Annotated in this window: 22 protein-coding genes; 12 read left to right on the forward strand and 10 right to left on the reverse strand. The window is 68.8% G+C overall.

Features of this window, described 5'->3' with window-relative positions; all coding sequences use genetic code 11:
• Positions 1-275 precede the first annotated feature (275 nt).
• Positions 276-578 (forward strand): hypothetical protein, encoded by a 303-nt coding sequence (locus QT386_RS21205; protein ID WP_289275750.1) that lies wholly within the window; start codon positions 276-278, stop codon positions 576-578.
• A gap of 23 nt (positions 579-601) precedes the next feature.
• On the opposite strand, the gene QT386_RS21210 is transcribed toward QT386_RS21205, so the two are convergent.
• On the reverse strand, positions 602-2194 hold the full coding sequence (locus QT386_RS21210) for an FAD-dependent oxidoreductase (RefSeq protein ID WP_289275751.1): 1593 nt from the start codon (positions 2192-2194) through the stop codon (positions 602-604).
• Positions 2195-2217: 23 nt separating this feature from the next.
• Positions 2218-3303, reverse strand: a complete 1086-nt coding sequence (locus QT386_RS21215) for an alpha/beta hydrolase (RefSeq protein ID WP_289275752.1) — start codon at positions 3301-3303, stop codon at positions 2218-2220.
• 296 nt (positions 3304-3599) lie between these two features.
• Between QT386_RS21215 and QT386_RS21220 the strand changes: the two genes are divergently transcribed.
• From QT386_RS21220 to QT386_RS21230, 3 genes are all read left to right on the forward strand, one after another.
• On the forward strand, positions 3600-3758 hold the full coding sequence (locus QT386_RS21220) for a hypothetical protein (RefSeq protein WP_289275753.1): 159 nt from the start codon (positions 3600-3602) through the stop codon (positions 3756-3758).
• Positions 3733-4215, forward strand: a complete 483-nt coding sequence (locus QT386_RS21225; RefSeq protein WP_289275754.1) for a low affinity iron permease family protein — start codon at positions 3733-3735, stop codon at positions 4213-4215. The genes QT386_RS21220 and QT386_RS21225 overlap by 26 nt, the downstream gene beginning before the upstream one ends.
• A 62-nt stretch (positions 4216-4277) precedes the next feature.
• Positions 4278-4799 (forward strand): DUF4142 domain-containing protein, encoded by a 522-nt coding sequence (locus QT386_RS21230; RefSeq protein ID WP_289275755.1) that lies wholly within the window; start codon positions 4278-4280, stop codon positions 4797-4799.
• Between the two features lie 53 nt (positions 4800-4852).
• On the opposite strand, the gene QT386_RS21235 is transcribed toward QT386_RS21230, so the two are convergent.
• On the reverse strand, positions 4853-5257 hold the full coding sequence (locus QT386_RS21235) for a PRC-barrel domain-containing protein (protein WP_289275756.1): 405 nt from the start codon (positions 5255-5257) through the stop codon (positions 4853-4855).
• Between the two features lie 335 nt (positions 5258-5592).
• Between QT386_RS21235 and rpoN the strand changes: the two genes are divergently transcribed.
• Positions 5593-6924, forward strand: a complete 1332-nt coding sequence (rpoN, locus tag QT386_RS21240) for an RNA polymerase factor sigma-54 (protein ID WP_289275757.1) — start codon at positions 5593-5595, stop codon at positions 6922-6924.
• A gap of 4 nt (positions 6925-6928) precedes the next feature.
• On the opposite strand, the gene QT386_RS21245 is transcribed toward rpoN, so the two are convergent.
• Both QT386_RS21245 and QT386_RS21250 read right to left on the reverse strand, forming a co-directional pair.
• A complete protein-coding gene (locus QT386_RS21245; protein WP_289275758.1) occupies positions 6929-7105 on the reverse strand; it encodes a hypothetical protein in 177 nt (58 codons plus the stop codon).
• 59 nt (positions 7106-7164) lie between these two features.
• A complete protein-coding gene (locus QT386_RS21250) occupies positions 7165-7662 on the reverse strand; it encodes a TspO/MBR family protein (protein ID WP_289275759.1) in 498 nt (165 codons plus the stop codon).
• A gap of 113 nt (positions 7663-7775) precedes the next feature.
• Between QT386_RS21250 and QT386_RS21255 the strand changes: the two genes are divergently transcribed.
• Both QT386_RS21255 and QT386_RS21260 read left to right on the forward strand, forming a co-directional pair.
• Positions 7776-8600, forward strand: coding sequence for a sulfite exporter TauE/SafE family protein (locus QT386_RS21255; protein WP_289275760.1), 825 nt, complete (start codon positions 7776-7778; stop codon positions 8598-8600).
• Between the two features lie 14 nt (positions 8601-8614).
• Complete coding sequence (locus tag QT386_RS21260) at positions 8615-9313, forward strand: MBL fold metallo-hydrolase (RefSeq protein WP_289275761.1); 699 nt, start codon at positions 8615-8617, stop codon at positions 9311-9313.
• 59 nt (positions 9314-9372) lie between these two features.
• Here QT386_RS21260 and QT386_RS21265 read toward each other — a convergent pair whose 3' ends face one another.
• The gene (locus QT386_RS21265) at positions 9373-10140 is read right to left on the reverse strand and encodes an endonuclease (protein WP_289275762.1); all 768 of its coding nucleotides are present in this window, start codon (positions 10138-10140) and stop codon (positions 9373-9375) included.
• A gap of 158 nt (positions 10141-10298) precedes the next feature.
• On the opposite strand from QT386_RS21265, the gene QT386_RS21270 reads away from it, so the two are divergent.
• Complete coding sequence (locus tag QT386_RS21270; protein WP_289275763.1) at positions 10299-10742, forward strand: helix-turn-helix transcriptional regulator; 444 nt, start codon at positions 10299-10301, stop codon at positions 10740-10742.
• Positions 10743-10963: 221 nt separating this feature from the next.
• Positions 10964-13981, forward strand: a complete 3018-nt coding sequence (locus QT386_RS21275) for an ATP-binding protein (RefSeq protein ID WP_289275764.1) — start codon at positions 10964-10966, stop codon at positions 13979-13981.
• Between the two features lie 141 nt (positions 13982-14122).
• Here the strand turns inward: QT386_RS21275 and QT386_RS21280 are convergent, their stop codons facing one another.
• The 4 genes from QT386_RS21280 to QT386_RS21295 form a co-directional block, all read right to left on the reverse strand.
• Positions 14123-15301, reverse strand: a complete 1179-nt coding sequence (locus QT386_RS21280) for a GGDEF domain-containing protein (RefSeq protein ID WP_289275765.1) — start codon at positions 15299-15301, stop codon at positions 14123-14125.
• A gap of 539 nt (positions 15302-15840) precedes the next feature.
• Entirely contained in the window at positions 15841-16137 is a 297-nt protein-coding gene (locus tag QT386_RS21285) for a hypothetical protein (protein WP_289275766.1), read from the reverse strand.
• Positions 16137-16301, reverse strand: a complete 165-nt coding sequence (locus tag QT386_RS21290) for a hypothetical protein (protein WP_289275767.1) — start codon at positions 16299-16301, stop codon at positions 16137-16139. Before QT386_RS21290 ends, QT386_RS21285 begins: the two co-directional genes overlap by 1 nt.
• Before the next feature lie 172 nt (positions 16302-16473).
• Positions 16474-17088: a S24 family peptidase gene (locus QT386_RS21295; RefSeq protein WP_289275768.1), complete on the reverse strand. Its 615-nt coding sequence runs from the start codon at positions 17086-17088 to the stop codon at positions 16474-16476.
• A gap of 119 nt (positions 17089-17207) precedes the next feature.
• Here QT386_RS21295 and QT386_RS21300 point away from each other — a divergent pair, with 119 nt between their 5' ends.
• From QT386_RS21300 to QT386_RS21310, 3 genes are all read left to right on the forward strand, one after another.
• Positions 17208-17411: a helix-turn-helix domain-containing protein gene (locus tag QT386_RS21300; protein WP_289275769.1), complete on the forward strand. Its 204-nt coding sequence runs from the start codon at positions 17208-17210 to the stop codon at positions 17409-17411.
• Positions 17412-17482: 71 nt separating this feature from the next.
• Positions 17483-17944 carry a hypothetical protein gene (locus QT386_RS21305; protein ID WP_289275770.1) on the forward strand — a complete coding sequence of 154 codons (462 nt, stop codon included), beginning with the start codon at positions 17483-17485 and terminating at the stop codon, positions 17942-17944.
• Between the two features lie 31 nt (positions 17945-17975).
• Complete coding sequence (locus QT386_RS21310) at positions 17976-21131, forward strand: EAL domain-containing protein (protein WP_289275771.1); 3156 nt, start codon at positions 17976-17978, stop codon at positions 21129-21131.

A 21131-nucleotide genomic window follows, 5' to 3' on the forward strand; every position in this document is an offset into this window, starting at 1 on the left:
CTCCTTTCCTGGGCGCCGGATGGGGCGCGGTCACCGATCGGGCTGGAGTCAGGGTAGGCGAAATGCAGTGAATTCCAAATGAACCGGATTTCGCCCTGCATCCTGATCGATTCAATGCGAAAGACATTGAATCGATGAGCTTTATGGAATTGAAGGAAAACGATTTCCGAGCGAAAGCCGGCTGGCTCGGCGGAGGATGCGTGTAGGAAATCGTCCCTTGTCAGCCCTGCCGTCCGGGGGGCATATTTTGGCCGGCACCAACAGGGGAGCCCTCCATGGACGAGCAGGAAGCTGCATCCTTGTGCGACTGGTTGTACCGTATGGCCAAGGCCGAGCCTGGAGCCGGCGATGCCGCCATGGAGCGGGCCGTGGCGATCGCTCACCGCTTCGACGAGGCCTATCCCGATCATCGCCAGTTGTCCGAGCGGCTGCGTCGCATGCAGTCGCTGATGCAGGACTGGGTCACGCCGGATGGATGGAAGACCCATGGCCACGGCCCTGCGGTGCTGCGCGGGGAGTTGATCGAGCACATCGTCGCCATCACCGATGAGGTCTGCGCCCGACCGGCGCTGGCCTGAAGGCCAGGGCCGGCGCTGCACGCTCAGTGCCGGTGCGGCCGGGCGTCGCCGCGCTCTTCCAGCGGCGGTCGATCGCAGCGCGGTCCCTCCAGCACGTTGGCCAATCCGCTCGCGGCAGGTCCGTTGATGACGTGGCCGTCGCACTTGTCGAAGCGCGAGCCATGGCAGGGGCAGTCCCAGGTTTTCTCCGTGCCGTTCCACTCCACCACGCAGCCCAGGTGGGTGCACAGCGCGGAGTGCTCATGCAGCAGGCCCTCGTCGTCGCGGTAGGCGGCGATCTGCTGCAGGCCGCGCCGCAGGATCGCGCCCTGGCCCGGTTGCAGTTCCTCCGAGCCGCTGAGCTCCGCGCTGGCGAAAAGATCGGCGTATTGCGCCGCCACGTTGAGGTTCTCCCGCGCGAACTCGGCGGCGGCCCGTAGCGGTACGCGCCCGGGATCGTAGAGGCGCGCCCAGGGATTGTCGCGGCCCTGGATCAGGTCGGTGATCAGCAGGCCGGCGATAGTGCCGTGGGTCAGGCCGTTGCCGGAATCGCCCGTGGCCACGTAGCCGTGTTCGTCGTGCGGGTTGCGGCCGATGTAGGCGAGCCCATCCACGGGCTCCACCACCTGGCCGGACCAGGCGGCCACCAGTTCCGAGGCCATGGGAAAGCGTTCGCGCGCCCAGCGCTCCAGACGCTGGAACGGTGCGTCGCCCTGGCCGCCGGATTGCCCGGTCTTGTGGTCCTCGCCGCCGACGATCAGCAGGTCCCACTCGGGATTCTCGCTGCGCGCCTTGCGCAGGTAGTGGTAAGGATCGGGCGTGTCCCAGGCGAGCAGGTCCGGCAGCCAGCCGGCGGGGATACGCAGCACGATGACGTAGCTGCGGTAGGCCGCCTGCTTGGTATGCGGCGTGAACAGGTTGTTGACCGGACTGTTGGTGGCCACCACGACGTCGGCCGCGGTTACGGTATAGCCGCCGGCAACGCTGATCTGCACCGGCTCCCCGTCCTCGATGCGCTCCACGAAGCTGCCGGTGTGGATGCGGCCGCCGCGTTCGATCACGAGGGCGGCGAGGCCGTTGAGGTAGCGCAGGGCGTGGAAGCGGGCCTGCCGCGGAAAGCGCAGCGCCGGGCCGAAGTCGTAGGAGTCCACCGGCATGCGCGTAACCAGTTCCACGTCGCTGAGGCCGGCACGCTGGGCGGCCTCCATTTCTCGGAACAGTTCCCGGTCGGATTCCCCCGGGGGCACGAAGAGGTAGCCGTCGACGCGGCGGAAGTCGCAGTCGATGTTTTCGCTGCGGCAGATTTGCTCGATGCGATCGATCGCATGGGCATGGCTCTCGGCCGCCAGCCGGGCACCGCTCTCGCCGTGGTATTTCTCCAGGCGGTGGTAGCGGTCGTCCAAGCCGGTGGCGAGATGGCCGGTGGTGCGAGAAGTCTCGCCGCCGCCGATGTTGCCGTCGTCCAGTACCACCACGGACTTGCCCTCGCAGGCCAGCAGGTAGGCGGTCGTCAGGCCGGAGATGCCGGCGCCGACAACGCATACGCCGGTGTGCAGGTCCTCCTGCAGCGTGTCGCCCCGGGGCATTCGCGCGCTCTGCATCCACAGGGATTCGGTCGAGCCGGAATCGGTCTTCATGGTGGGCCTCCCGGTCTGGAGCATCAGTGGAAGCGCGAATCGCGCAGGTCGGCGTTGAGCCGCTGCGCGGCGTAGGCCTGGGCCTCGGCGGCCTTCCTGATGACGACTGCGGCGCCGAAGAATTCATGGGCCACGCCCTTGTAGACGCGGCGTTCCACCGGCACGCCAGCCTCCCGAAGGGCCTGCTCCATCATGGCGCCGTCATCCAGCAGCGGATCGATCTCGGCGTTGATCAGGGTCACCGGCGGCAGGCCCTGCAGGTCGGCGTGTGCCAGGTCCAGGCGCCAGTCGCGGGTGTCGGTGGGCGAGCTGATGTAGTGGCCGACGAACCATTGCATCATCGGCCGGTTCAGCGGCTTGGCGTCGGCATATTTGTCGTAGGAATGCGTGTGGATGTCCGGCTGCGTGACCGGATATACCGCCAGCACGTGCCGTGGCACCGACAGGCCGACCTTGGCGGCGGCCAGCGCGGTGGCCAGCGCCAGGTTGCCGCCGGCACTCTCGCCGGCCAGCGCGATGCGCCGCGGATCGCCGCCTAAGGCGGCGCCATGGGTGGCCGCCCATTCGTAGACCGCCCAGGCGTCGTCGTGCGCCGCGGGGAACTTATGCTCCGGCGCCTGGCGGTAATCGGCGGAGATCACCACGGCGCGGGCCTGGCTGGCCAGGCCCCGCGCGCCGCCGTCGTAGACCTTGCGGTCGGCGATCACGAAGCCGCCACCGTGGTAGTAGACGATCAGCGGGAACGGACCCTGGCCTTCTGGTGTGTACACAGTGGCCGGCAGGCTGCTGGTGGCGCAATCGACCACGATGTCACGCGCGCTGACGCCGGGCACCCGCTTTTCGGGCGAGGTCTCGCGGCCCTTGCCTTCGAGGTACTTGATCATGGCATCGGTGACGGTGGGTTCCTGGCGGGCCTCCGCCGGGGTGAGCTTCTCGATCGCCTGCGGCTTGAGGCTCAGCAGCGTATTCAGGACATGGCGCATGTCGCTGCCGGCGCGCACAGTCATCTTGGTCAGGCTCACGGCCTCGGCTACCGGCGAACGCTGCCGGGATGCCTTCTTGTCCGTGGAGGATTCCGGGGGATGCATCGAAGGAATCTTGCTGGTCATGTTCAGCTCCTTGTCTGAAAGTGGCCTGAGCTTGACGGCAAGCCTCATGCCTGCCGCGGGTAGGCCGGCCTGACGGAATGTCCGGGCGGGAATGCGCAATGCCGCACACGCGGGGGCATGCGTAACGCATGGCGGCAGTGGCAATGCGGCGGGACCGTCCCGCCCGCAAAGATCCGCATTACTCCGAGAAAAATCGGGCACCTGCGCGCTGAACTGAAAGCGGTGGCCGGACGTGGAGGCGGCTGGCACGGGTCTGGCGATATGCAGCGCAGGCCGGACCGGCGCGGGAGCTTGCAATGGAGTCGATGATTCGGGGCTTGATGACACTGACGCTGGCCGTATTGCCGGCGCTGTTCGCCAGTTGCGGCCGGGTGCATGCGGCGGATGTGGCTGCGCAGCAAGCCGAAGGCGTCATCGTGGAGGGCGCTCATGGCACGGCACCTGATGCGCATTGATCTCTTCGACCGCTTTGCCGATGGCGCCAACCGCATCTTCGGCGGATCGGTGGCCTTCGTGGCGGCGGCGGGTGCCGTGCTGCTGTGGGCGGCCATGGGGCCGGTGTTCGGCTTCGGCGAGAAGTGGCAGCTCACCATCAATACCGGCACCACCATCGTGACCTTCCTGATGGTGTTCCTGATCCAGCATTCCCAGAACAAGCAGACCGAAGCCCTGCACCTGAAGCTCAACGAGTTGCTGGCTTCGCATCGCGAAGCCAGCAATCACCTGATCAGTGTGGAAGACCTGGGCGAGGAGGAGCTGCAGACGCTGCACCGCTTCTACCAGCGCCTGGGCCAGCTGGCCGACAAGAGCGGCCCCCTGAAGCAGACCCATTCCCTGGACGAGGCCGGCGAGAAGGCTCGCCGAAAGGCCCGCCCCTCTCCAGGACCCCAGCACCAGGGCGCGCGTCACTGAAGCGGCGCGGCGTCCCGGCACCCCGAACGGACATCCGTCCGCGTTTCATACCAGGAGAAACCATGAAAAGGAATTCACGTTACGCGATGCTCGCTGCAGCTTTGCTGCTCCCCTTTGCTGCCGTGGCCGAACAGAAGCTGACCAAGGCACCGGACCAGGAGTTCTTTGACAAAGCCGCCGTGGCGGGCCTGTTCGAGGTGCAGTCCAGCGAGGTCGCGGTGAAGCGCGCGACGGACCCGGAGATCAAGAAGTTTGCCCAGACCATGGTGACGGACCACAGCGCCGCCAACGCCAAGCTCAAGGCCCTGGCCCTGGCCAAGGGCGTGATGCTGCCGGCCGAGCTGGACAAGGATCATCGCAAGGAGCTGGAGAAGCTGAAGGCCGCCAAGTCCGGCAAGGACTTCGACGAGGCCTACGCCGACGCGATGGAAGACGGCCATGACAAGGCCGTGAAGCTGTTTGCCAAGGCCGCTGACGAGGCCAAGGATCCGGACGTGCGCAAGTTCGCCGCGGAGACGCTGCCGACGCTGCGCACGCACAGCGAGCATGCCGAGAAGCTGGACGCCAAGGACAAGGCGCCGTAAGCCGGCCTTGCTTTGGTCAGAAAAAGGGCGCCCTCAGGCGCCCTTTTTTTCACTCAATGCCAGTACGGCGGGGTGTCGTAATACTCGTAGATGGTGCTGGCCCAGCGCGGATCGGCCATCGACGGCCAATGGTCCTTGTCGAAGCCGGGTGCGTTCTTCAGCTTCTCCTTGTCGACGTTGAGCACGAAGCAGTGGTTATCCGCGTCCAGAATCAGCGCGGCCCAGGGAATCGCAAACAGCTTGTCACCGATGCCGGCCAGGCCGCCGACGGACAGCACGGCGTAAGCCACGCGTCCGCTGGGCACGTCGATCATGATGTCGCGAATCTTGCCCAGGGTCTCGCCGGCGGCGTTGACCACGCGATCGCCCTCCAGCGTGTCCGCGGCCATGACTTCCGGACCAGGGCCCTTGCCGGGGCGTCCGCCGACGACCGGGGTGGTGGTGTTGAGGTTTGCCATTGGAATGTCTCCTGTGGTGAGCCTGAAAAGGCTAGTGGCGGGCGCTGGGGCCCTTGCGATTGCCGCGGTCGCCGTCGGTCTCGGTGGAGCCCAGGTTCTGCCGGGTCTCGCCGCGGCTCACGCGAAATAAAAGGTAGCAAGCGGGGTGCCCGCCGGTAGCGGTCGTGGGTGAAGCGTCCTGGAGCGTGCAAAGGGATGGGCCACAGGGCGAAGCCCTTGCAGCCTGCTTGCAGGATCGGGAGGGCATCGCGCGTGCCCGGGGTGCGGTACGGCGCCAGGCGGGTGGCACATGCATTGCGTCGGAGTTGATCCTGCAATGCACAAGGATGTGCGCGATGACCACAAGCATGACCCTGGTGGCGCGACAGCACCTGACGCCGTCGCCACGCCTGCAGCAGGCCATGAACCTGCTGCAGTTGTCCTCTCTGGAATTCGAGCAGGCCCTACGGGAGGCGGCCGCCAGCAATCCCTTCCTCGATCAGGAGGAGGAGCGCGAGGCGCCGACGCCGTCCTTGCAGGGTTATGCCTTCGAGCGATCGCCGTCCTCCGCCACCGCGCAGGACGTGATGGAACGCCTGCCGGAGGAGCCTGGGCTGCGCGAGCAGTTGCGTCGCCAGCTTTGCGGCAGCCGTTGCTCGGAGCGGGAGCACCTGGCGGCGGAACTGGTGATCGACACGCTGGACGACGATGGATACCTGCGCGAGGACGTACCGGTCGCCGTGGTGCAGCCGGGCCTGACGCAGCAGGACATCGGGCAGGCGATCGCGCTGGTGCGCAGCTTCGAACCCGCCGGGGTCGCGGCCGGGTCGCTGACGGAGTGCCTGCTGCTGCAACTGGAGGCCGAGCCGCAGCCCACCGCCGCGCATGCCCTGGCGCGGCGCATCCTGCGGCAGCAGATGGAGTTGCTGTCGCGCCGTGACTTCCGGGGGTTGCAGCAGCGCCTGGATTGCAGCGAGGCCTCGTTGCGCGCGGCGCTGCGCCTGATCCGCCAGCTGGACCCCAGCCCCGCCCGCAGCGGGTTGCCCTCGGCTGGGGACTACGTGACCCCGGACGTCCTGGTGCAGGAACAGGATGGCCGCTTCGAGGTGGTGCCCAACCCGGCACTGCGTCCGGGCGCCTGCCTCAACCAGGACTACGTGCAGATGTTCCGCCAGGGCCGCCGGCGCGGCGAGTATCCCGGCATGGCGGGGCAGCTGCGCGAGGCGCGCTGGCTGCTGCGCAACCTGCAGCAGCGGCAGGACACCATCCTGCGCGTGGCTCGTTGCATCGTCGCGCGGCAGCAGGGGTTCTTTTCCGCGGGCGAGATTGGCCTGCAGCCCTTGCTGGCCCGCGAGGTGGCGCGCGAGCTGGACTGCCACGAGTCCACCGTCTCGCGCGCCTGCAGCAACAAGTACATGGCGACGCCGCTGGGCTGCTTCGAGTTCCGCCATTTTTTCACGCGGGAGCTGTCGAGCCCGCGTGCGCGCTGCAGTGCTGGCGCGGTGCGCGAGATGATCCGCGAACTGATCGGGGCAGAAGCAGCCGATGCGCCCCTGTCCGATGTCGACCTTGCCGCACGGCTGCAGGAGATGGGCGTGCCCATCGCCCGGCGAACGGTTACCAAGTACCGCCAGATGCTGAAGCTGCCGCCCGTGGAGTTCCGACGCAGCGCGCAGCCGCTGCCCTGAGCGTTCAAGGCCTGGGCGGAGGCGGCTTCCTGGCAGGGCCAGGGGGCATCAGGACCGAGGCGAGCCGGGCCACGCCATGCAGGGACGCGATGGCGACGAACAGCAGGCACATCCATACGAAGCGTGGGCTGTCCGGCGTTTCGTCGGCGGTGGGTTCATGAGCGGTGATCGGAGTGGGCATGGTGGCTCCCGGCAGGTCTGCCTGGTGGACGGCAAACCGCATGCCCAGGGTCGGCGCGCCTAGGACAGGAGCTGGGGATTGAGCGACCAGATCGCGGCATTGAGCGCGGCGGCGAAGGCGACCCAGGCGAGATAGGGCAGCAGCAGGGCGCCGGCCAGCGGACGCTGGCGCCAGAACGCCAGCAGCGTAGCCACCAGCAGGATGCAGAGCAACAGGATGTCGGCCAGGGCGAACGCTCCGCGATGCCAGGCGAAGAACAGCCAGCTCCATAGCGCATTGACGGCCAGTTGTGCGCTGAACAGGCCCAGCGCCCGCCGCCGACCCGGGCGCGGCCCGACACGCCAGGCCAGCCAGGCGGCGATCCCCATGAGCAGGTACAGCAGCGTCCAGACCGGGCCGAAGACCGAGGCGGGTGGGGCCCACGATGGTTGGCTCAATTGCGCATAGAAGCTCGCGGCGTTGGCCGAGGCGACGGCCCCCAGGGCGGCGGCGAGGCCGGTAAGCAGCAGGCAGGCGACCAGGGCGAGGGCCTGGTGCTGGCGGGAGTAGGGCGACATGGCAGTCCTCTGAGGTCGGGTCTTCATGGACCGCGCGGGGCGCCGAAAAATTCTAAGCTCGCTGCAAGGCTGCGGCTTACACTCGGGCGGGACATCCGGGAGACGATGGACGCATGAGCATGCTGCTGGGCGTGGTGGCGGGCCTGGTGCTGGGGCTGACGGGTGCCGGCGGCTCGATCTTCGCCGTGCCGCTGCTGGTACTGGGCCTGGGCTGGAGCCTGGCCGACGCGGTGCCGGTGGCCCTGCTGGCGGTTTGCGCCGCGGCTGCTTTCGGCACGGCGGTGGCCTGGAACGTGGCCTATGTGCGCTACCGCGCCGCGATCCTGATGGCGCTGGCCGGCGCCTGCACCGCGCCGCTGGGTCTGTGGGCTGCGCCACGCCTGCTGGCTCCTTTCCTTTCGCTGCTGTTCGCCGCCGTGCTGGTGCTGGTGGCGCTGCGCATGCTGCTGCAGGCGCGGCGTGCGCCGGCGGAGGCGCGCATCGTGCGTGCCACGGTGGCCGGCGACGGTGCCGAGGCCGGCGGGCCGCTGTGCGGCCTGCATGCGCAGACCGGCCGGCTGATGTGGACGCTGCCCTGTGCGGCCCTGATTGGCGGTATCGGTGCCGTCACCGGCCTGCTGTCCGGCCTGCTCGGCGTGGGCGGCGGTTTCGTCATCGTGCCGGCCCTGCGCGCCGCCACGCCGCTGTCGATGCACTCGGCCATCGCCACCTCGCTGCTGGCCATTGCGCTGACCAGCGCCGCGGCGGTGATGGGCGCACTGGCGCTGGGCCACGCGTTGCCGTGGGCGGCGGCGCTGCCCTTCGTCGGCGGTGCGCTGCTCGGCATGCTGGGCGGGCGGCTGCTGGCGCCGCGCATCGCCGGCCCGGCGCTGCAGGGCGGCTTCGCCGTGGCGATGCTGGCGGTGGGCGTGGTGATGATCCGGCGGGCCGTGGCATGAGCAGGGAGGAGCGCATGTTGTTCAGGCAGTTCTTCGAACCCGAATCCAGCACCTATACCTATCTGTTTGCCTCGGGCATCGGCCGCGAGGCATTGATCATCGATCCGGTGAAGGAGCAGGCGGAGCAGTACCTGCAGGCGATCCGCGAGCTGGACCTGCGACTGCTGCGCGCCATCGATACCCATACCCACGCCGATCACATCACCGCGCTGGGCGACCTGCGCGACGCCACCGGCTGCGTCACCATCATGGGCGACCGCAGCCGCGCCGAATGCGTCACGCAGAGCGTGCGCGACGGCGACATCCTGGAGCTGGAAGGCCTGCGCCTGCAGGCGCGCTACACTCCGGGCCACACCGACGAGAGCTTCAGCTTCGTGCTGCGCCCGGAGCGCCCGCAGGCGGTGTTCACCGGCGACGTGCTGCTGATCCGCGGCAGCGGCCGTACCGATTTCCAGAACGGCAATCCCGAGGACTCCTGGCATTCCATCATCGAGGTGCTGTTCCGCCTGCCCGACGAGACGCAGGTCTACCCCGCGCACGACTACAAGGGCTGGACGAGCTCGTCCATCGGCGAGGAGAAGCGCCACAACCCGCGCCTGGCCGGCAAGACACGCGAGCAGTACGTGGAGCTGATGCGCGCGCTGAACCTGCCGGACCCGAAGATGATGGACATCGCGGTGCCGGCGAACCTGCACTGCGGACGCACCGCCTAGGGCCTGTCAACGCTGCCGCAGTCGCTGCGATGCTGCCGGATTTTCGGCCAGGCTAGGCCCTACTCCACGAAGGGATTTGCCCAGCCGGTGACGTTGCGCCGGATCCAGGCGGCGCGGGCGCGTTCCTCGGCGCTCACCGGGTCGGCCGTGCTCCAGGCCTGGAACTGCTGCAGCTCGGCGTCGCTGAACCGGAGGCCGAAGCGCTGCGAGTAGTACAGCGAGATGCGGGCGATGTCGCCCTTGATGTCCTCCGGCGGTTCCACGCGTGCACGGCGATGCCCAGGCTCGCGCCATTCCTGCAACTCGAAGTCGCAGCGGCCGTAGGCGCGTGCCTCGCCGGGAATCTCGGCATAGGGGTGGTTGCTGCGCCGCGCGTTGAGCGCGCCCAGTGCCGGCAACAGGTTGTAGGGATCGTTTTCTGCCAGGCGGAAAGGCTCCAGCGCGCGGCAGGCTGCCCGGCTGCCGCAGCCCAGCGTCTCCACCATACGCGAGGCCGGCACCACGTGCTCCCATTCGATGCGGTGGCCGCGCGAGGTGTCGTCGCCCCAGGGGCGATCCGGCTCGAAGCCGCAGGCGGCCGGGTCCACGGCCTTGGTGCCGGGGTCGAAAGCGCAGCCGCAGTAGACCTCCAGCGGCGCGATCTGCTTATACAGCGGCAGCAGGTAGCGGTTGGCGATCTGGTTGTAGGAGAGCGTCGCCAGGTCGGGCAGGGCGGTGTTGCCGGGTGGCTCCGCGGCAGGTGCTGGTGCGGGCGGGTGCAGGCTGGCGCAGGCGGTGCAGAACAGCGCCAGCAGCAGGCTGACCGCGGGAATCGGTCGAGCGGACATCGTCCGGCGGGAGGTCAAAAGAGCCACGAATCCCAGCATGTCCTTACCGCGCTGTCCAGCCGGCCACCCCTCCTGCGGCATCTGACCGTAGGATCGTTCACCTGACCTGACGACTGAGTCAGGCATACTGACACTCCCCCCTTAGATCATTCCCAGCCATGCCCAACGTCGCTGCCCTGCTGAAGACCGAGATCGTCCGCCTGTCCCGCAAGACCCTGCGCCAGAGCCTGGCTCCGCTGCAGGCGGCAAGCCTTTCACACCGCCAGCAGCTGGCATCCCTGAAGAAGCAGGTACAGGCGCTGGAGCGCGAGCTGGCGGCCCTGCGCAAGCAGGCCGGCAAGGCCGCGGCCGCCGCGCCCGTGGCGGATGAGGGTGGGGAGAAGCACCGGTATTCGGCCAAGGGCCTGCGCTCCCTGCGCACGCGCCTGGACCTCAGCGCCGAGGAACTGGGCAAGCTGATCGGTGTGACGGCCCAATCGGTCTACAACTGGGAGGCCGAGAAGACGCTGCCGCGGCAGTCCCAGGTGGCGGCCATCGCCGGCTTGCGCGGTATCGGCAAGAAGGAAGCCCGGGCGCGACTCGAGCAGACCGGCGCCGACTGAGGTCTCACCGCTCCGATCCTGTGCCCGTCCGGCTGCCGGCCGCCGGGAACGCGGGGCTGTGGAAGAATGCAGCCTCAAACATCAGACCGACCGGACGGTGGCAGCTAGCCGCTGGATCCGATAGAGCATCAGGAGAGGCAATGGGCAGGGCCACGCCGGGAAAAGCAGCTCGTGGCAGTTCGTCGGTCCGCAGCCGCCTTCAGCAGCTGACGGCGGCTCTGATGATCCCCGCCGTGGCCGGTGGGACCTACCTGGTGATGCAGGGCTATCGCCAGGAGCGCAGCCGCGCCGAGCAGCAACTGGCGGACACCGCGCGAGCCCTGTCCATCGCGCAGGACCAGCAACTGGGCCAGGCCGGCGTCCTGCTGCAGGCCCTGGCCACCTCGCCCCTGCTGGCGACGGGCGACTACCCCGGTTTCGAGCGGCAGGCCCGCGAGGCGCTGACCCGTGATGGCGTCTGGCTGGTGCTTTCGAACGAACAGGGCCAACAACTAATCAACACCAGCGCGGTGCCGGGCACGATCCTGCCCCGGGAGCCGCTGGCCCGTCCCACCACCGCGACCTTCGACGGCGGGCCCAGCCTGCAACTGTGGAATGTCATGCCCGGCGCGCTCAATCAGGCGCCGGTGGTGGCCATGTCGCTTCCGGTGCAGGGCGGCGGCCATACGCTGCGCCTGGCGGTCAAGATGACCGCGCAGTCGCAGGCACGCCTGTTCGACGGGCTCAACCTGCGGGACGGCTGGATCGCCACGATCCTCGACGCCGACGGCCATATCGTAGCGCGCAACCGGAATCATGAACGCTTCGTCACGCGCTCGGCATCGCCCGATCTGCTGGCGGCGCTGAGAAGCAAGCCCGAGGCCGTGATCGAGAGCCGCACGCTGGAGGGCGACGCCAGCGTCGCCGCCTACCGGCGCTCCGGTATCACCCGCTGGACCGTGCTGGTGGCCGTGCCCACGGAACAGCTCGACCAGGGCCTGCGCCGCTCGGCGATGGCGGCCGTCCTGGCCGGTGCGTTGCTGCTGGGCATCGGGCTGATCCTGGCAGCCGGCGTGGCCCGCTCGATCCAGCGGCCCATCGAGCGCCTGGCGGAAGCGGCGCGCGGCATGGGGCGCAACCGCGCCTTGTCGGTGCTGCCTTCCGGCGGCGGCCTGACGGAGGTGGACGCCGTGGTGCAGGCGCTGGCTGGAGCGGATGCGCGGCTGACGAGCGACGCCCGCGCGCAAGCGCTGCTGCTGGAGCTGAACGATGCCACGCGCGACCTGGAAGACCCGCAGGCGGTGCTGCAGGAATTCGCGGCGCGCGTGGCGCGCCACTTCGGCGTGAGCCGTTGCGGCTTCGGCGAGGTGGAGGACAATGGCACCGAGCTGATCATCAGCCGCGACTACTGCGACGCGGACCTGGCCAGCGCCGCCGGCCGCTATCACCTGCATCACTTCGGGCCTGCACTGATCGACGACCTGGCGCAGGGCAAGCCGGTGGCGGTGGTGGACGTGCAGGCCGACGAGCGCTGCGCCTCGGAGATCACGCGCGCCACCTATGCCGCGCTGCATACGCGCGCGGCGCTGTGCGTGCCGCTGGTCAAGGCTGGCCGTTTCGTCGCCCTGCTGGCGCTGCACCATCGCGAGCCGCGCGGCTGGAGCATGGAGGAAGCCACGCTGCTGGAGCAGATCGCGCAGCGCACCTGGTTCGCGCTGGAGAGCGCAAGGGCGCAAGCCGCGCTGCAGCAGAGCCGTGACGTGCTGTCGCTGGCGATGCGCGGCGGGCGCATGGGGGCCTGGTCGCGCGACCTGTTCAGCGGCAAGGTCTGGTGGAGCCGCGAGATGGAAGAAATCTTCGGCTTGCCGGCGGGCGGATTCCAGGGGCGCGAGGAGGACTTCTTCGCGCAGGTGCATCCGGAGGACCGCGAGCGCGTGGCGCAGGCGGTGGGTGGCGCCATCGAGCGGCGCGGTGACTACGCGGTGGAATTCCGCTTCCTGCCGGCCGGTGGCGACTGGCGCTGGATGGAGGGCCGGGGCCGCGTGGACTGCGACGAGACCGGCCAGCCGAACATGGTCTACGGGCTGGGGATCGATATCACCGAGCGCGAGCAGTCGGAGAGCGAGCTGCGCCGCCTCAACGAGGAGCTGCACGCTGCCGGCCGCCGCAAGGATGAATTCCTCGCAACGCTGGCGCACGAGCTGCGCAATCCCCTGTCGCCGATCCGCAGCGGCATCGAGATCCTGCGCTCGCCGCGCGCCACCCCGGCGCAGACCGAGTGGGCGCGCGACCTGATACTGCGGCAGACCGAGCAGATGACGCGGCTGGTGGACGACCTGCTGGAAGCCTCGCGCATCACCCGCGGCACGGTGGAACTGCGTCGCGAGGTGACCGACCTGCTGGCAGCGGTGCGCCTGGCACTGGACGCGGCGGCGCCGCAGATCGATCAGGCGCGGCACCGGATGGAGCTGTCGCTGGGCGCCGGGCCGTTCTGGGTGAATGCCGACCCCACGCGACTGGTGCAGATACTGGTCAACCTGCTCAACAACGCCGCGCGCTACACGCCGCCGGGCGGCGTGATCACGCTGGAGGTGTCGGGCGAGGGCGCGCAGGCACGGATCGTGGTGCGCGACAACGGCATCGGCATCGAGCCGCAACATCAGGGCAGCATCTTCGAGATGTTCTCCCAGGTATCGCCCTCGCTGGAGCGCAGCAGCGGCGGCCTGGGTATCGGCCTGGCGCTGGCCCGGGCGCTGGTGCAGATGCACGGCGGCAGCATCGCAGTGGAGAGCGAGGGGCTCGGGCGAGGAACCAGCTTCATCGTCACCCTGCCGCTGCTGCCGCTGGACTCTCTGCCGGCCACCGCGATGCGGCCGGCGGTGCCGGAGCAGAGCGACGGCCGCCGCGTTCTGCTGGCCGACGACAACCGCGACGCCGCCGCAGCCATGTCCGCGCTGCTGGAGATGCAGGGCTACGACGTGCGCATGGCGCATGACGGCGAAGAGGCCCTGGAGCTGGCCGCGCGCTTCCGGCCCGAGGTGATTTTGCTGGACATCGGCATGCCGCGGTTCAACGGCTACGAGGTGGCGCAGCGCCTGCGCGGCGAGCCCTGGGCGGCGCAGCGGCTGATCGTGGCGATCTCCGGTTGGGGTCAAGAGGCTGACAAGGCACGCTCCCGAGAGGCGGGCTTTGATCACCACCTGACCAAGCCAGTGAATCCCAACGACCTGCTGAGGCTGCTGAAGGACAGGCTCGGCTGACGCGCGCCTCGAAGCACGGACGTTCGAGCAGCCGTCAGCGCCGCGCACGAGGCCAACGGCAGTCGTGATGGCGCGATGTGCGGCGGCAACCCGCCGTCTCGTTGCTGCGCTGATCCCGGTTCCGGTGCCGCCTTCCGGCACTCAGGCCGGCTCGGGCTCCATGATCGTCGCGGTGGTCTCCACGCGATTGCGGCCGTGGTGCTTGGCCTGGTACAGCGCGCGGTCGGCGCGCGACACCGCATCATCGATCATCTCTCCACCCAGGAACTGCGCCACGCCAATGCTGACGGTGGTGCCGATCACCGCGTCGTCGGCTCGTATGCGGACGGTGGCGAAGCGCTCGCGCAGGCGCTCGCCGACGGCAGCTGCCTCGTCCAGGCCGGTCTCCGGCAGCAGCACGCAGAACTCCTCGCCGCCGTAGCGGGCCAGCAGGTCGCCGGGGCGGATCATTTCGCCCACCGTGGCGGCGAAGGCGCAGAGCAGCCGGTCACCGGCCTCGTGGCCGTGGTTGTCATTGATCCTCTTGAAGTGATCCAGGTCCAGCAGCAGCACCGATACCGGCTTGCGGTCGCGGCGGCAACGCTGCACCTGGCGCACCGCCAGGGCGCGGAAGCCCATGCGATTCAGCGCCCGAGTCAGGCCGTCGCTATGCGCCAGCCCGGTCAGGCGGTTGGCCAGGCGTTCGCTGGCCATCATCAGGATCGACAGGTTCCACACGGTCACGATCAGCAGCGCCACCAGGGCCGAGTAGGTATGCACCGGATGCATCACGGTGTGCTCCGCCGCGCGCGAGGCGTGCTGCAGCATGAACAGCGCGCGGTCCGCCATGAACACGCAGGTCACCAGGAACACCGTCATCACCAGCCGACGCATCACCAGCGGCTCCAGCCGTTGGGCGCGCCAAGCATCCGCGAAGTTGGCGCCGCTGAACAGCAGCATGAACAGCGCCAGCGCGCAGGTGCGGGCAGGCGCGTTGCCAGCCACGGGAGCAAAGCCCCAAAACAGCCAGGTCACAAGCAGCGGCGCGGACCAGACCAGCCACCAGTGGACGGGTTGCCCGGAGAAGCGCCGCAGGCCCGCCCACATCAGAGAATGCGCCAGCACCAGCAGGCCGTTGGCCAGGGCGATGGAGGCGAAGTCCGGAATCATGCCGCGCAACAGCAGCAACGAGCCGCCGAGGGCTCCGGCGAGATTGGAGAAGCCCCACAGCAACTGGCCCTCGCGCTCGCGTCGCAACTGCCTCATGGCGATCTGGAACAGGCCGAAGACCAGGTAGGCCAGTACGGTGACGATCAGCAAGGTGGGCAGGTGCAGGCTCATCGTTGAGCACGCGGACGTGATGCGGCGATTGGCGTCAGGGCTCTGGGGTCCGAAGGGCTGAGGGTACTCATGGATACCGCGCCATCCTGCCACGGAAGACCGGGCCAGGAAACGGGACCCGGCCCCGCTCCGGACGTCGTCTGGAGGGGTCATACCAATCCTGGTGATGCCGGCCTACCCCCCAAACGGGCGGCATCCGTGGCTGACTGCGGGCCGCGATTCGTAGGATCACTGGAGCCCGGTCATCAGGCCGTGGCGGACCGGAGGGGGGCAAGCCCGCCATCCTGGCCCGCGCGGGCCGAAGCCCCTGGGGCTGGCCGAGCGCCTGCGCCGTGCCGTGGAAGACGCCGCAGTGAACATCGGCAGCGAAACCATCCGCGTCACCGTCAGCATCGGCCCGTCCTCCATCCACGTACAGGACTAGGTGCGCGACCTGCGCGAGGTCCTGGCCGATGCCGATGCGGCGATGGATGCCGCCAAGGCCGGCGGCCGCAATCGGATTGCCGTGGTCGGAGTTCCGGCCGCGGCCTGAACGCCTCCTAGACCGGGGCTCGGGCGTAGCGGATCACCGCTTCCCGCACGATCCGCCCGATCTCCCGGTCCACCGCTTCGCTGTCGCCCAGCACGGCCGTGCGCACATGGCTGGCGATGCTGCGCAGCGTGGCGTTGGCGGCGTCGCAGTCGGTCAGGGCCTCGGCCACCAGCGCGCGGCCGTCGCAGAGCGAGCCGGTGCGCAGGTCCAGTGCCGCGGCGATGCGGCGGCGTTCGCGGTCCTCCGCCTGGCCCGGAGGGGCCGGCATCAAGGCACCGTCGTCCATCCTCAGCGCGGCACCCATCACTGAGCCTCCAGGCTGGACAGTGGCAGGCAGATCTCGCCCGCGGCGGTAATCACGGTGGCGTGGCGGCCATCCACCTTCAGCACTTCCGCCAGGCGATGCCGGAGGCGGCCGTGGCGGATGCGGGCGGTATCGCCAGGGTGCAGGGCAGGGGTTTCGGGCATGGCGGGATTCCGTAGTCGGGTACGGAAGTATTGTACGGCATGCCGTACAAATGAGATGACGGAATTCCGTAATCTTTGCGCGAGATCCGGGGGCGAGGCATGCGTACCGGAGCGCTACCCCGTCGGAACCGCATCAGGGCCTCATCTACCCTGTGCCGGCCCCCCCCGGGGCTCAGCCGCCGCGCCAGGCCACGCGGCCGATGATGCTGATGGCGTCGATCTCCTGGCCGCGGTAGGTCTCGGCCTTGTCCGGCTCCGCGGCGCTGATCACGCGCAGGGCGCCGTCGGCACGGAAGGCCAGTTGCTTGACCCGCAGGTCGTCGCCGAAGGCCAGGCCGTAGAACTCGCCGTCCACCACCTTGCGGTCGTCCAGGTCGAGCATTACCACGTCGCCGTGGCGAATGTAGGGGGCGTTGCTGTCGCCGGCCACCTCATAGATGCGGCAGCGGTCGGCGCGAAGGCCCTTTTCCTGCAGCCACTGGCGGCGGAAGGCGAAGTGACGGTCCACCTCCTCGAACTCCCAGGACACCTTGCCAGGGCCGCCCGAAAGCATCGCGCCGCGGACCACGGTCACGCGGTCGTACTTGTCGTCGAAGCTGGCGTCGAGCAGGTCGCCCTGCTCGGGACGCATGGGGCCCTGGCCGGTCTCCAGCCAGCGTGCGCGCACGCCCAGGAACTCGGCGATGGCGTGCAGCTTGGTGGTGCTTTCCTGCTCGCCGCGCTCCAGGTCGTAGAGCGTGCTGACGGCCAGGCCGACGGCGTCGGCCAGCTGCTTGACCCCGATCATGGGGGCCTGCGCCTTGCGCGCGGATTTAATTCGTTCTCCGACAGTCATGTAGCAAATATACGGAATTCCGTTACGGAAATCCATTGTCCGAGACATACGGAAAACCGTAAAATATGCACATGGACAGCGACTGGAAAGAGCGGGTCTTGTGGTGCGAGCGGGCGGGGCTGAGCCGGTCGGATATCGCCGATCTCTGTGGCCTTTCCTATTCCTCTTTGGGCGACCTGATGCGGGGAGCGACGCGGGAGCCGCGGGGCATGGCGGCGGTGAAGCTGTGGCAGTTGTCGGAGCAGATGGCGGCGGCGCTGGAGCCTGCCGCGTGAGGATCGGGGTGAAGGGGCAGGGCAGTGCCGCCGGCGGCGGCAGATGGATCCAGGCGGCAGGAGCGACGGCAATGAAAACCTACGACAGCGGACTGACGACGGAAGTGATCGCGCGGGCGCAGCGCGACGAGTGGCTGGACCGGATGCTGGACAACTGGCGCCGCTGGGCCGCAGGCGACATCGGTGGGCCGCAGGCCTTCACCGCTTGCGCGTCGGCGGAGCGGCACTATGCGATCCCGGTCTGGGATGGCGAGGACCATGCCGCGCTTGACGCACCGGACGAGCTGGCGGGCGAAAGCATGGACATGGCCTGGAGCCGCCTGCCCGCCTTGCAACGCCAGGTGTTGCGGGCCGTGCACCTGCAATGGCCGCTGGAGCGGGTCCGCACGCAACGTGGCTGCGCCACCCAGGCGGCGGATGCGGATCGCTTCCGTGCCCGCGAACTGCGGATACCCCTGGCGCTGATGCTGGAGACCTATGCGCAAGCCCGTCCGGCTGTCGCCCGGATGCTGCGCCAGGGCGTGATGAGCTAAAGACCGGGGCTGCATTGCCGATGTAATGGCAATGCAGCCCTCATTCCTCCAGCGGTGTGGTAAAGCCGTCGCGGCCCTCGCCGGTTCGCGCGACGGGAATGCGTCGCTGGCCTCCGCGGCCGGCTGGACTGCCCGGCGCATCGCGTTGGCCTATCTGGTGCTGTCGGCGGCCTGGGTCTACTTCGGGGATCGCTGGGTGCAGTCACTGCCGGACGCGCAGCTGGCGGCGCAGATCAACGTGATCAAGGGCCTGCTGTTCGTGCTGGTGACGGCGGCGCTGCTGTACACCGGCTTCCGCCGCCGGGCGGAAGCCGAGGACCTCTCGCTGGCGCAGGAGCGCCACGCGCTGGAGGATTCCGAGGAGCGCTTCCGCCAGGCCTTCGAGAACGCCAGCATCGGCATGATGCTGTCCACGCCGGATGGGCGCCTGCTGCGCGTCAACGCGATGATGTGCCGGCTGACCGGCTACAGCGCCGGGGAATTGATCGAGAAGGGCTTCGTCGGCATCACGCACCCGGATGACCTGGAGGAGACACGCCGCAACCGGGATGCGGTGGCCGCCGGCCTTCAGGTGGGCACCTACGAGAAGCGCTACCTGCGCAAGGACGGCAGCGAACTCTGGGTGGCGGTGAATCCCAGCCTGGTGCGCGATGCCCAGGGCCGGCCGTTGTACCTGTTCGGTGCGATCCGCGACGTGACCGAGCGGCGCCGGGCGGAAGAAGCGCATCGCCAGAGCGAGGAGCGCTTCGAACTGGCCATGCGCGGCGCGCAGCACGGCGTCTGGGACTGGAACCTAGACGATGGCCGCGCCTACTACTCCAGCGGCTGGAAAGCGATGCTGGGCTATGGTGACGAGGAGTTGGAGGGCAGCATCGCGACCTACGAGCGCCTGCTGCATCCCGAGGACCTGATACGCCTGCGCCAGGCCGTGCAGCGCGTGCGCGACGGTAGTGCCCACAGCCTGGAGCTGGACTGCCGCATGCGGCACAAGCACGGGGCCTACGTGCATATCCAGAGCCAGGGGTTCCCGGTCTATGGTGCCGGCGGCAAGCTGCTGCGCCTGGTTGGCACCCACGTCAACATCAGCGAGCGCAAGGCGATCGAACAGGCGCTGCGCGAACGGCTGACGCTACAGCAATACATCGGCCGCGTGGCGGGGACGCTGCCGGGCGCGCTGTTCGCATTCTGCCGCCTGGACGACGGCAGCTACCGCATGCCCTATGCCTCACCACCCTTCGAGGCACTGTTCGGCGTGACGGCCGAGCAGGTGGCCCACGACATGGCTCCGGTCTTCGCGCGGGTCCACCCGGACGATCTGCGGGGGCTGATCGATTCCATCGAGCAGTCCTGCCATGACGTCACGCCCTGGCACCGCGAGATGCGCATCCACGCGCAGGACGGCGAGGTGCGCTGGCTGGAAGGGCGCTCCATGCCGGGAACGGATCCGGACGGCAGCGTCACCTGGCATGGATTCCTGCATGACGTCACCGAGCGCAAGGACCAGGAGCTCAAGCTGCGCCAGGCCGCGACAGTCTTCACCGCCACGCACGAGGGCGTGGTGATCACTGACCCGGGAGGCCAGATCCTGGCGGTGAACCCGGCGTTCTGCCAGATCACCGGCTACCCGGAGGCCGAGCTGATCGGCCAGAACATGCGCCTGCTCAAGTCCGGCCGGCAGGACGCGGCGTTCTACGACCAGGTCTGGGACGCCATCCGCAGCCAGGGCTTCTGGCAGGGCGAGATGTGGAATCGCCGCAAGAACGGCGAGATCTTTCCCGAGTGGCAGACCATCAGCGCCGTGCACGATGACTCCGGCAAGCTCGTCAACTATGTCGGCAGCTTCTCCGACATCAGCCGCATCAAGCAGTCCGAGGCGCAGCTCGAACACCTGGCCCATCACGATCTGCTCACCGGCCTGCCCAATCGCCTGGTGCTGCGCAGCAAGCTCGACGAGGCGCTGGTGCGCGGCCGCCGCAACGGCCAGCCCGGCGCACTGCTGATGATGGACTTGGACCGCTTCAAGAACGTCAACGACAGCCTGGGCCATACGGCAGGCGACGAGCTGCTGTCCATCGTCGCCAAGCGCTTGCGCGCCGCGCTGCGCGAGTCGGACCTGCTGGTGCGCCAGGGTGGCGATGAGTTCGTGGTGGTGCTGGAGGGCCTGGGCCAGGCCGACGCCGCGCGCGTGGCGCGGTCGCTGATCGAGTGCGTCAGCCAGCCCTTCCTGCTGGCCGGCGGGCACCAGGCCTACGTGGGCCTGAGCATCGGCATCAGCCTGTTCCCGGCCGACGGCGACAGCGCCGGCGACATCATCAAGCACGCCGACTCAGCCCTGTACGAGGCCAAGGCCGCCGGGCGCGGTACCTACCGCTTCTACAACGCCGCGCTCACCCAGGTTGCGGCGTCACGCCTGGACCTGGAGGCACGCCTGCGCCGTGCCCTGGAACGCGAGGAGTTCACCTTGCACTACCAGCCGCTGGTCAACCTCGCCACCGGCCGCCTGCGTGGCGTCGAGGCGCTGGTGCGCTGGCACGACGCCGAGGGGCGCACCATGCCGCCGGCGGAGTTCATCCCGCTGGCCGAAGACACCGGCCTGATCGTGCCGCTGGGCGAGTGGGTGCTGCGGCATGCCTGCGAGCAGGTGGCGCGCTGGCGCGCGGAAGGCTTCGAGCTGGGCACGCTGGCGGTCAACCTGTCGCCGCGCCAGCTGAGCCTGCCCGACATCGACAGCCGCGTGAGCACGATCCTGGGGGAGACCGGCCTGCCGCCGCAGGTTCTGGAACTGGAGATCACCGAAGGGGCCCTGGCCGGCGATACCGCCGACGTGCAGGACAAGATCAGCCGCCTGAAGGCGCTGGGCCTGCGCATCGCCATCGACGACTTCGGCACTGGCTACTCCTCGCTGGTCTATCTAAAGCGTTTTCCGGTGGACAAGCTCAAGATCGACCGAGCCTTCGTGCGCGACGTGCCGGAGGATTCGACGGACGCCGAGATCATCTCCGCCATCATCGCACTCGGCACCATCCTGCGGCTGGAGGTGCTGGCGGAGGGCGTGGAGAAGCCGGCGCAGTTGCAGTTCCTGCTGCAGCACGGCTGCAACAGCGGCCAGGGCTTCCTGTTCAGTCGCCCGGTGCCGCCCGAGCAGATCCGCGTGATGGACCTGGAGCCGCTGCCGAAGGCCGCCTGA

It is taken from the genome of Solimonas sp. SE-A11 (assembly GCF_030345715.1).
Lineage (GTDB): Bacteria > Pseudomonadota > Gammaproteobacteria > Nevskiales > Nevskiaceae > Solimonas_A.

What these genes read in the sequence shown, in the direction of transcription:
- QT386_RS21205 (WP_289275750.1), top strand. Translation starts at nt 276, where the DNA reads ATGGACGAGCAGGAAGCTGCATCCTTGTGCGACTGGTTGTACCGTATG.
- QT386_RS21210 (WP_289275751.1), bottom strand. Translation starts at nt 2,194, where the DNA reads ATGAAGACCGATTCCGGCTCGACCGAATCCCTGTGGATGCAGAGCGCG.
- QT386_RS21215 (WP_289275752.1), bottom strand. Translation starts at nt 3,303, where the DNA reads ATGACCAGCAAGATTCCTTCGATGCATCCCCCGGAATCCTCCACGGAC.
- QT386_RS21220 (WP_289275753.1), top strand. Translation starts at nt 3,600, where the DNA reads ATGGAGTCGATGATTCGGGGCTTGATGACACTGACGCTGGCCGTATTG.
- QT386_RS21225 (WP_289275754.1), top strand. Translation starts at nt 3,733, where the DNA reads ATGGCACGGCACCTGATGCGCATTGATCTCTTCGACCGCTTTGCCGAT.
- QT386_RS21230 (WP_289275755.1), top strand. Translation starts at nt 4,278, where the DNA reads ATGAAAAGGAATTCACGTTACGCGATGCTCGCTGCAGCTTTGCTGCTC.
- QT386_RS21235 (WP_289275756.1), bottom strand. Translation starts at nt 5,257, where the DNA reads ATGGCAAACCTCAACACCACCACCCCGGTCGTCGGCGGACGCCCCGGC.
- rpoN (WP_289275757.1), top strand. Translation starts at nt 5,593, where the DNA reads ATGACCACAAGCATGACCCTGGTGGCGCGACAGCACCTGACGCCGTCG.
- QT386_RS21245 (WP_289275758.1), bottom strand. Translation starts at nt 7,105, where the DNA reads ATGCCCACTCCGATCACCGCTCATGAACCCACCGCCGACGAAACGCCG.
- QT386_RS21250 (WP_289275759.1), bottom strand. Translation starts at nt 7,662, where the DNA reads ATGTCGCCCTACTCCCGCCAGCACCAGGCCCTCGCCCTGGTCGCCTGC.
- QT386_RS21255 (WP_289275760.1), top strand. Translation starts at nt 7,776, where the DNA reads ATGAGCATGCTGCTGGGCGTGGTGGCGGGCCTGGTGCTGGGGCTGACG.
- QT386_RS21260 (WP_289275761.1), top strand. Translation starts at nt 8,615, where the DNA reads ATGTTGTTCAGGCAGTTCTTCGAACCCGAATCCAGCACCTATACCTAT.
- QT386_RS21265 (WP_289275762.1), bottom strand. Translation starts at nt 10,140, where the DNA reads ATGTCCGCTCGACCGATTCCCGCGGTCAGCCTGCTGCTGGCGCTGTTC.
- QT386_RS21270 (WP_289275763.1), top strand. Translation starts at nt 10,299, where the DNA reads ATGCCCAACGTCGCTGCCCTGCTGAAGACCGAGATCGTCCGCCTGTCC.
- QT386_RS21275 (WP_289275764.1), top strand. Translation starts at nt 10,964, where the DNA reads ATGATCCCCGCCGTGGCCGGTGGGACCTACCTGGTGATGCAGGGCTAT.
- QT386_RS21280 (WP_289275765.1), bottom strand. Translation starts at nt 15,301, where the DNA reads ATGAGCCTGCACCTGCCCACCTTGCTGATCGTCACCGTACTGGCCTAC.
- QT386_RS21285 (WP_289275766.1), bottom strand. Translation starts at nt 16,137, where the DNA reads ATGGGTGCCGCGCTGAGGATGGACGACGGTGCCTTGATGCCGGCCCCT.
- QT386_RS21290 (WP_289275767.1), bottom strand. Translation starts at nt 16,301, where the DNA reads ATGCCCGAAACCCCTGCCCTGCACCCTGGCGATACCGCCCGCATCCGC.
- QT386_RS21295 (WP_289275768.1), bottom strand. Translation starts at nt 17,088, where the DNA reads ATGATCGGGGTCAAGCAGCTGGCCGACGCCGTCGGCCTGGCCGTCAGC.
- QT386_RS21300 (WP_289275769.1), top strand. Translation starts at nt 17,208, where the DNA reads ATGGACAGCGACTGGAAAGAGCGGGTCTTGTGGTGCGAGCGGGCGGGG.
- QT386_RS21305 (WP_289275770.1), top strand. Translation starts at nt 17,483, where the DNA reads ATGAAAACCTACGACAGCGGACTGACGACGGAAGTGATCGCGCGGGCG.
- QT386_RS21310 (WP_289275771.1), top strand. Translation starts at nt 17,976, where the DNA reads ATGCAGCCCTCATTCCTCCAGCGGTGTGGTAAAGCCGTCGCGGCCCTC.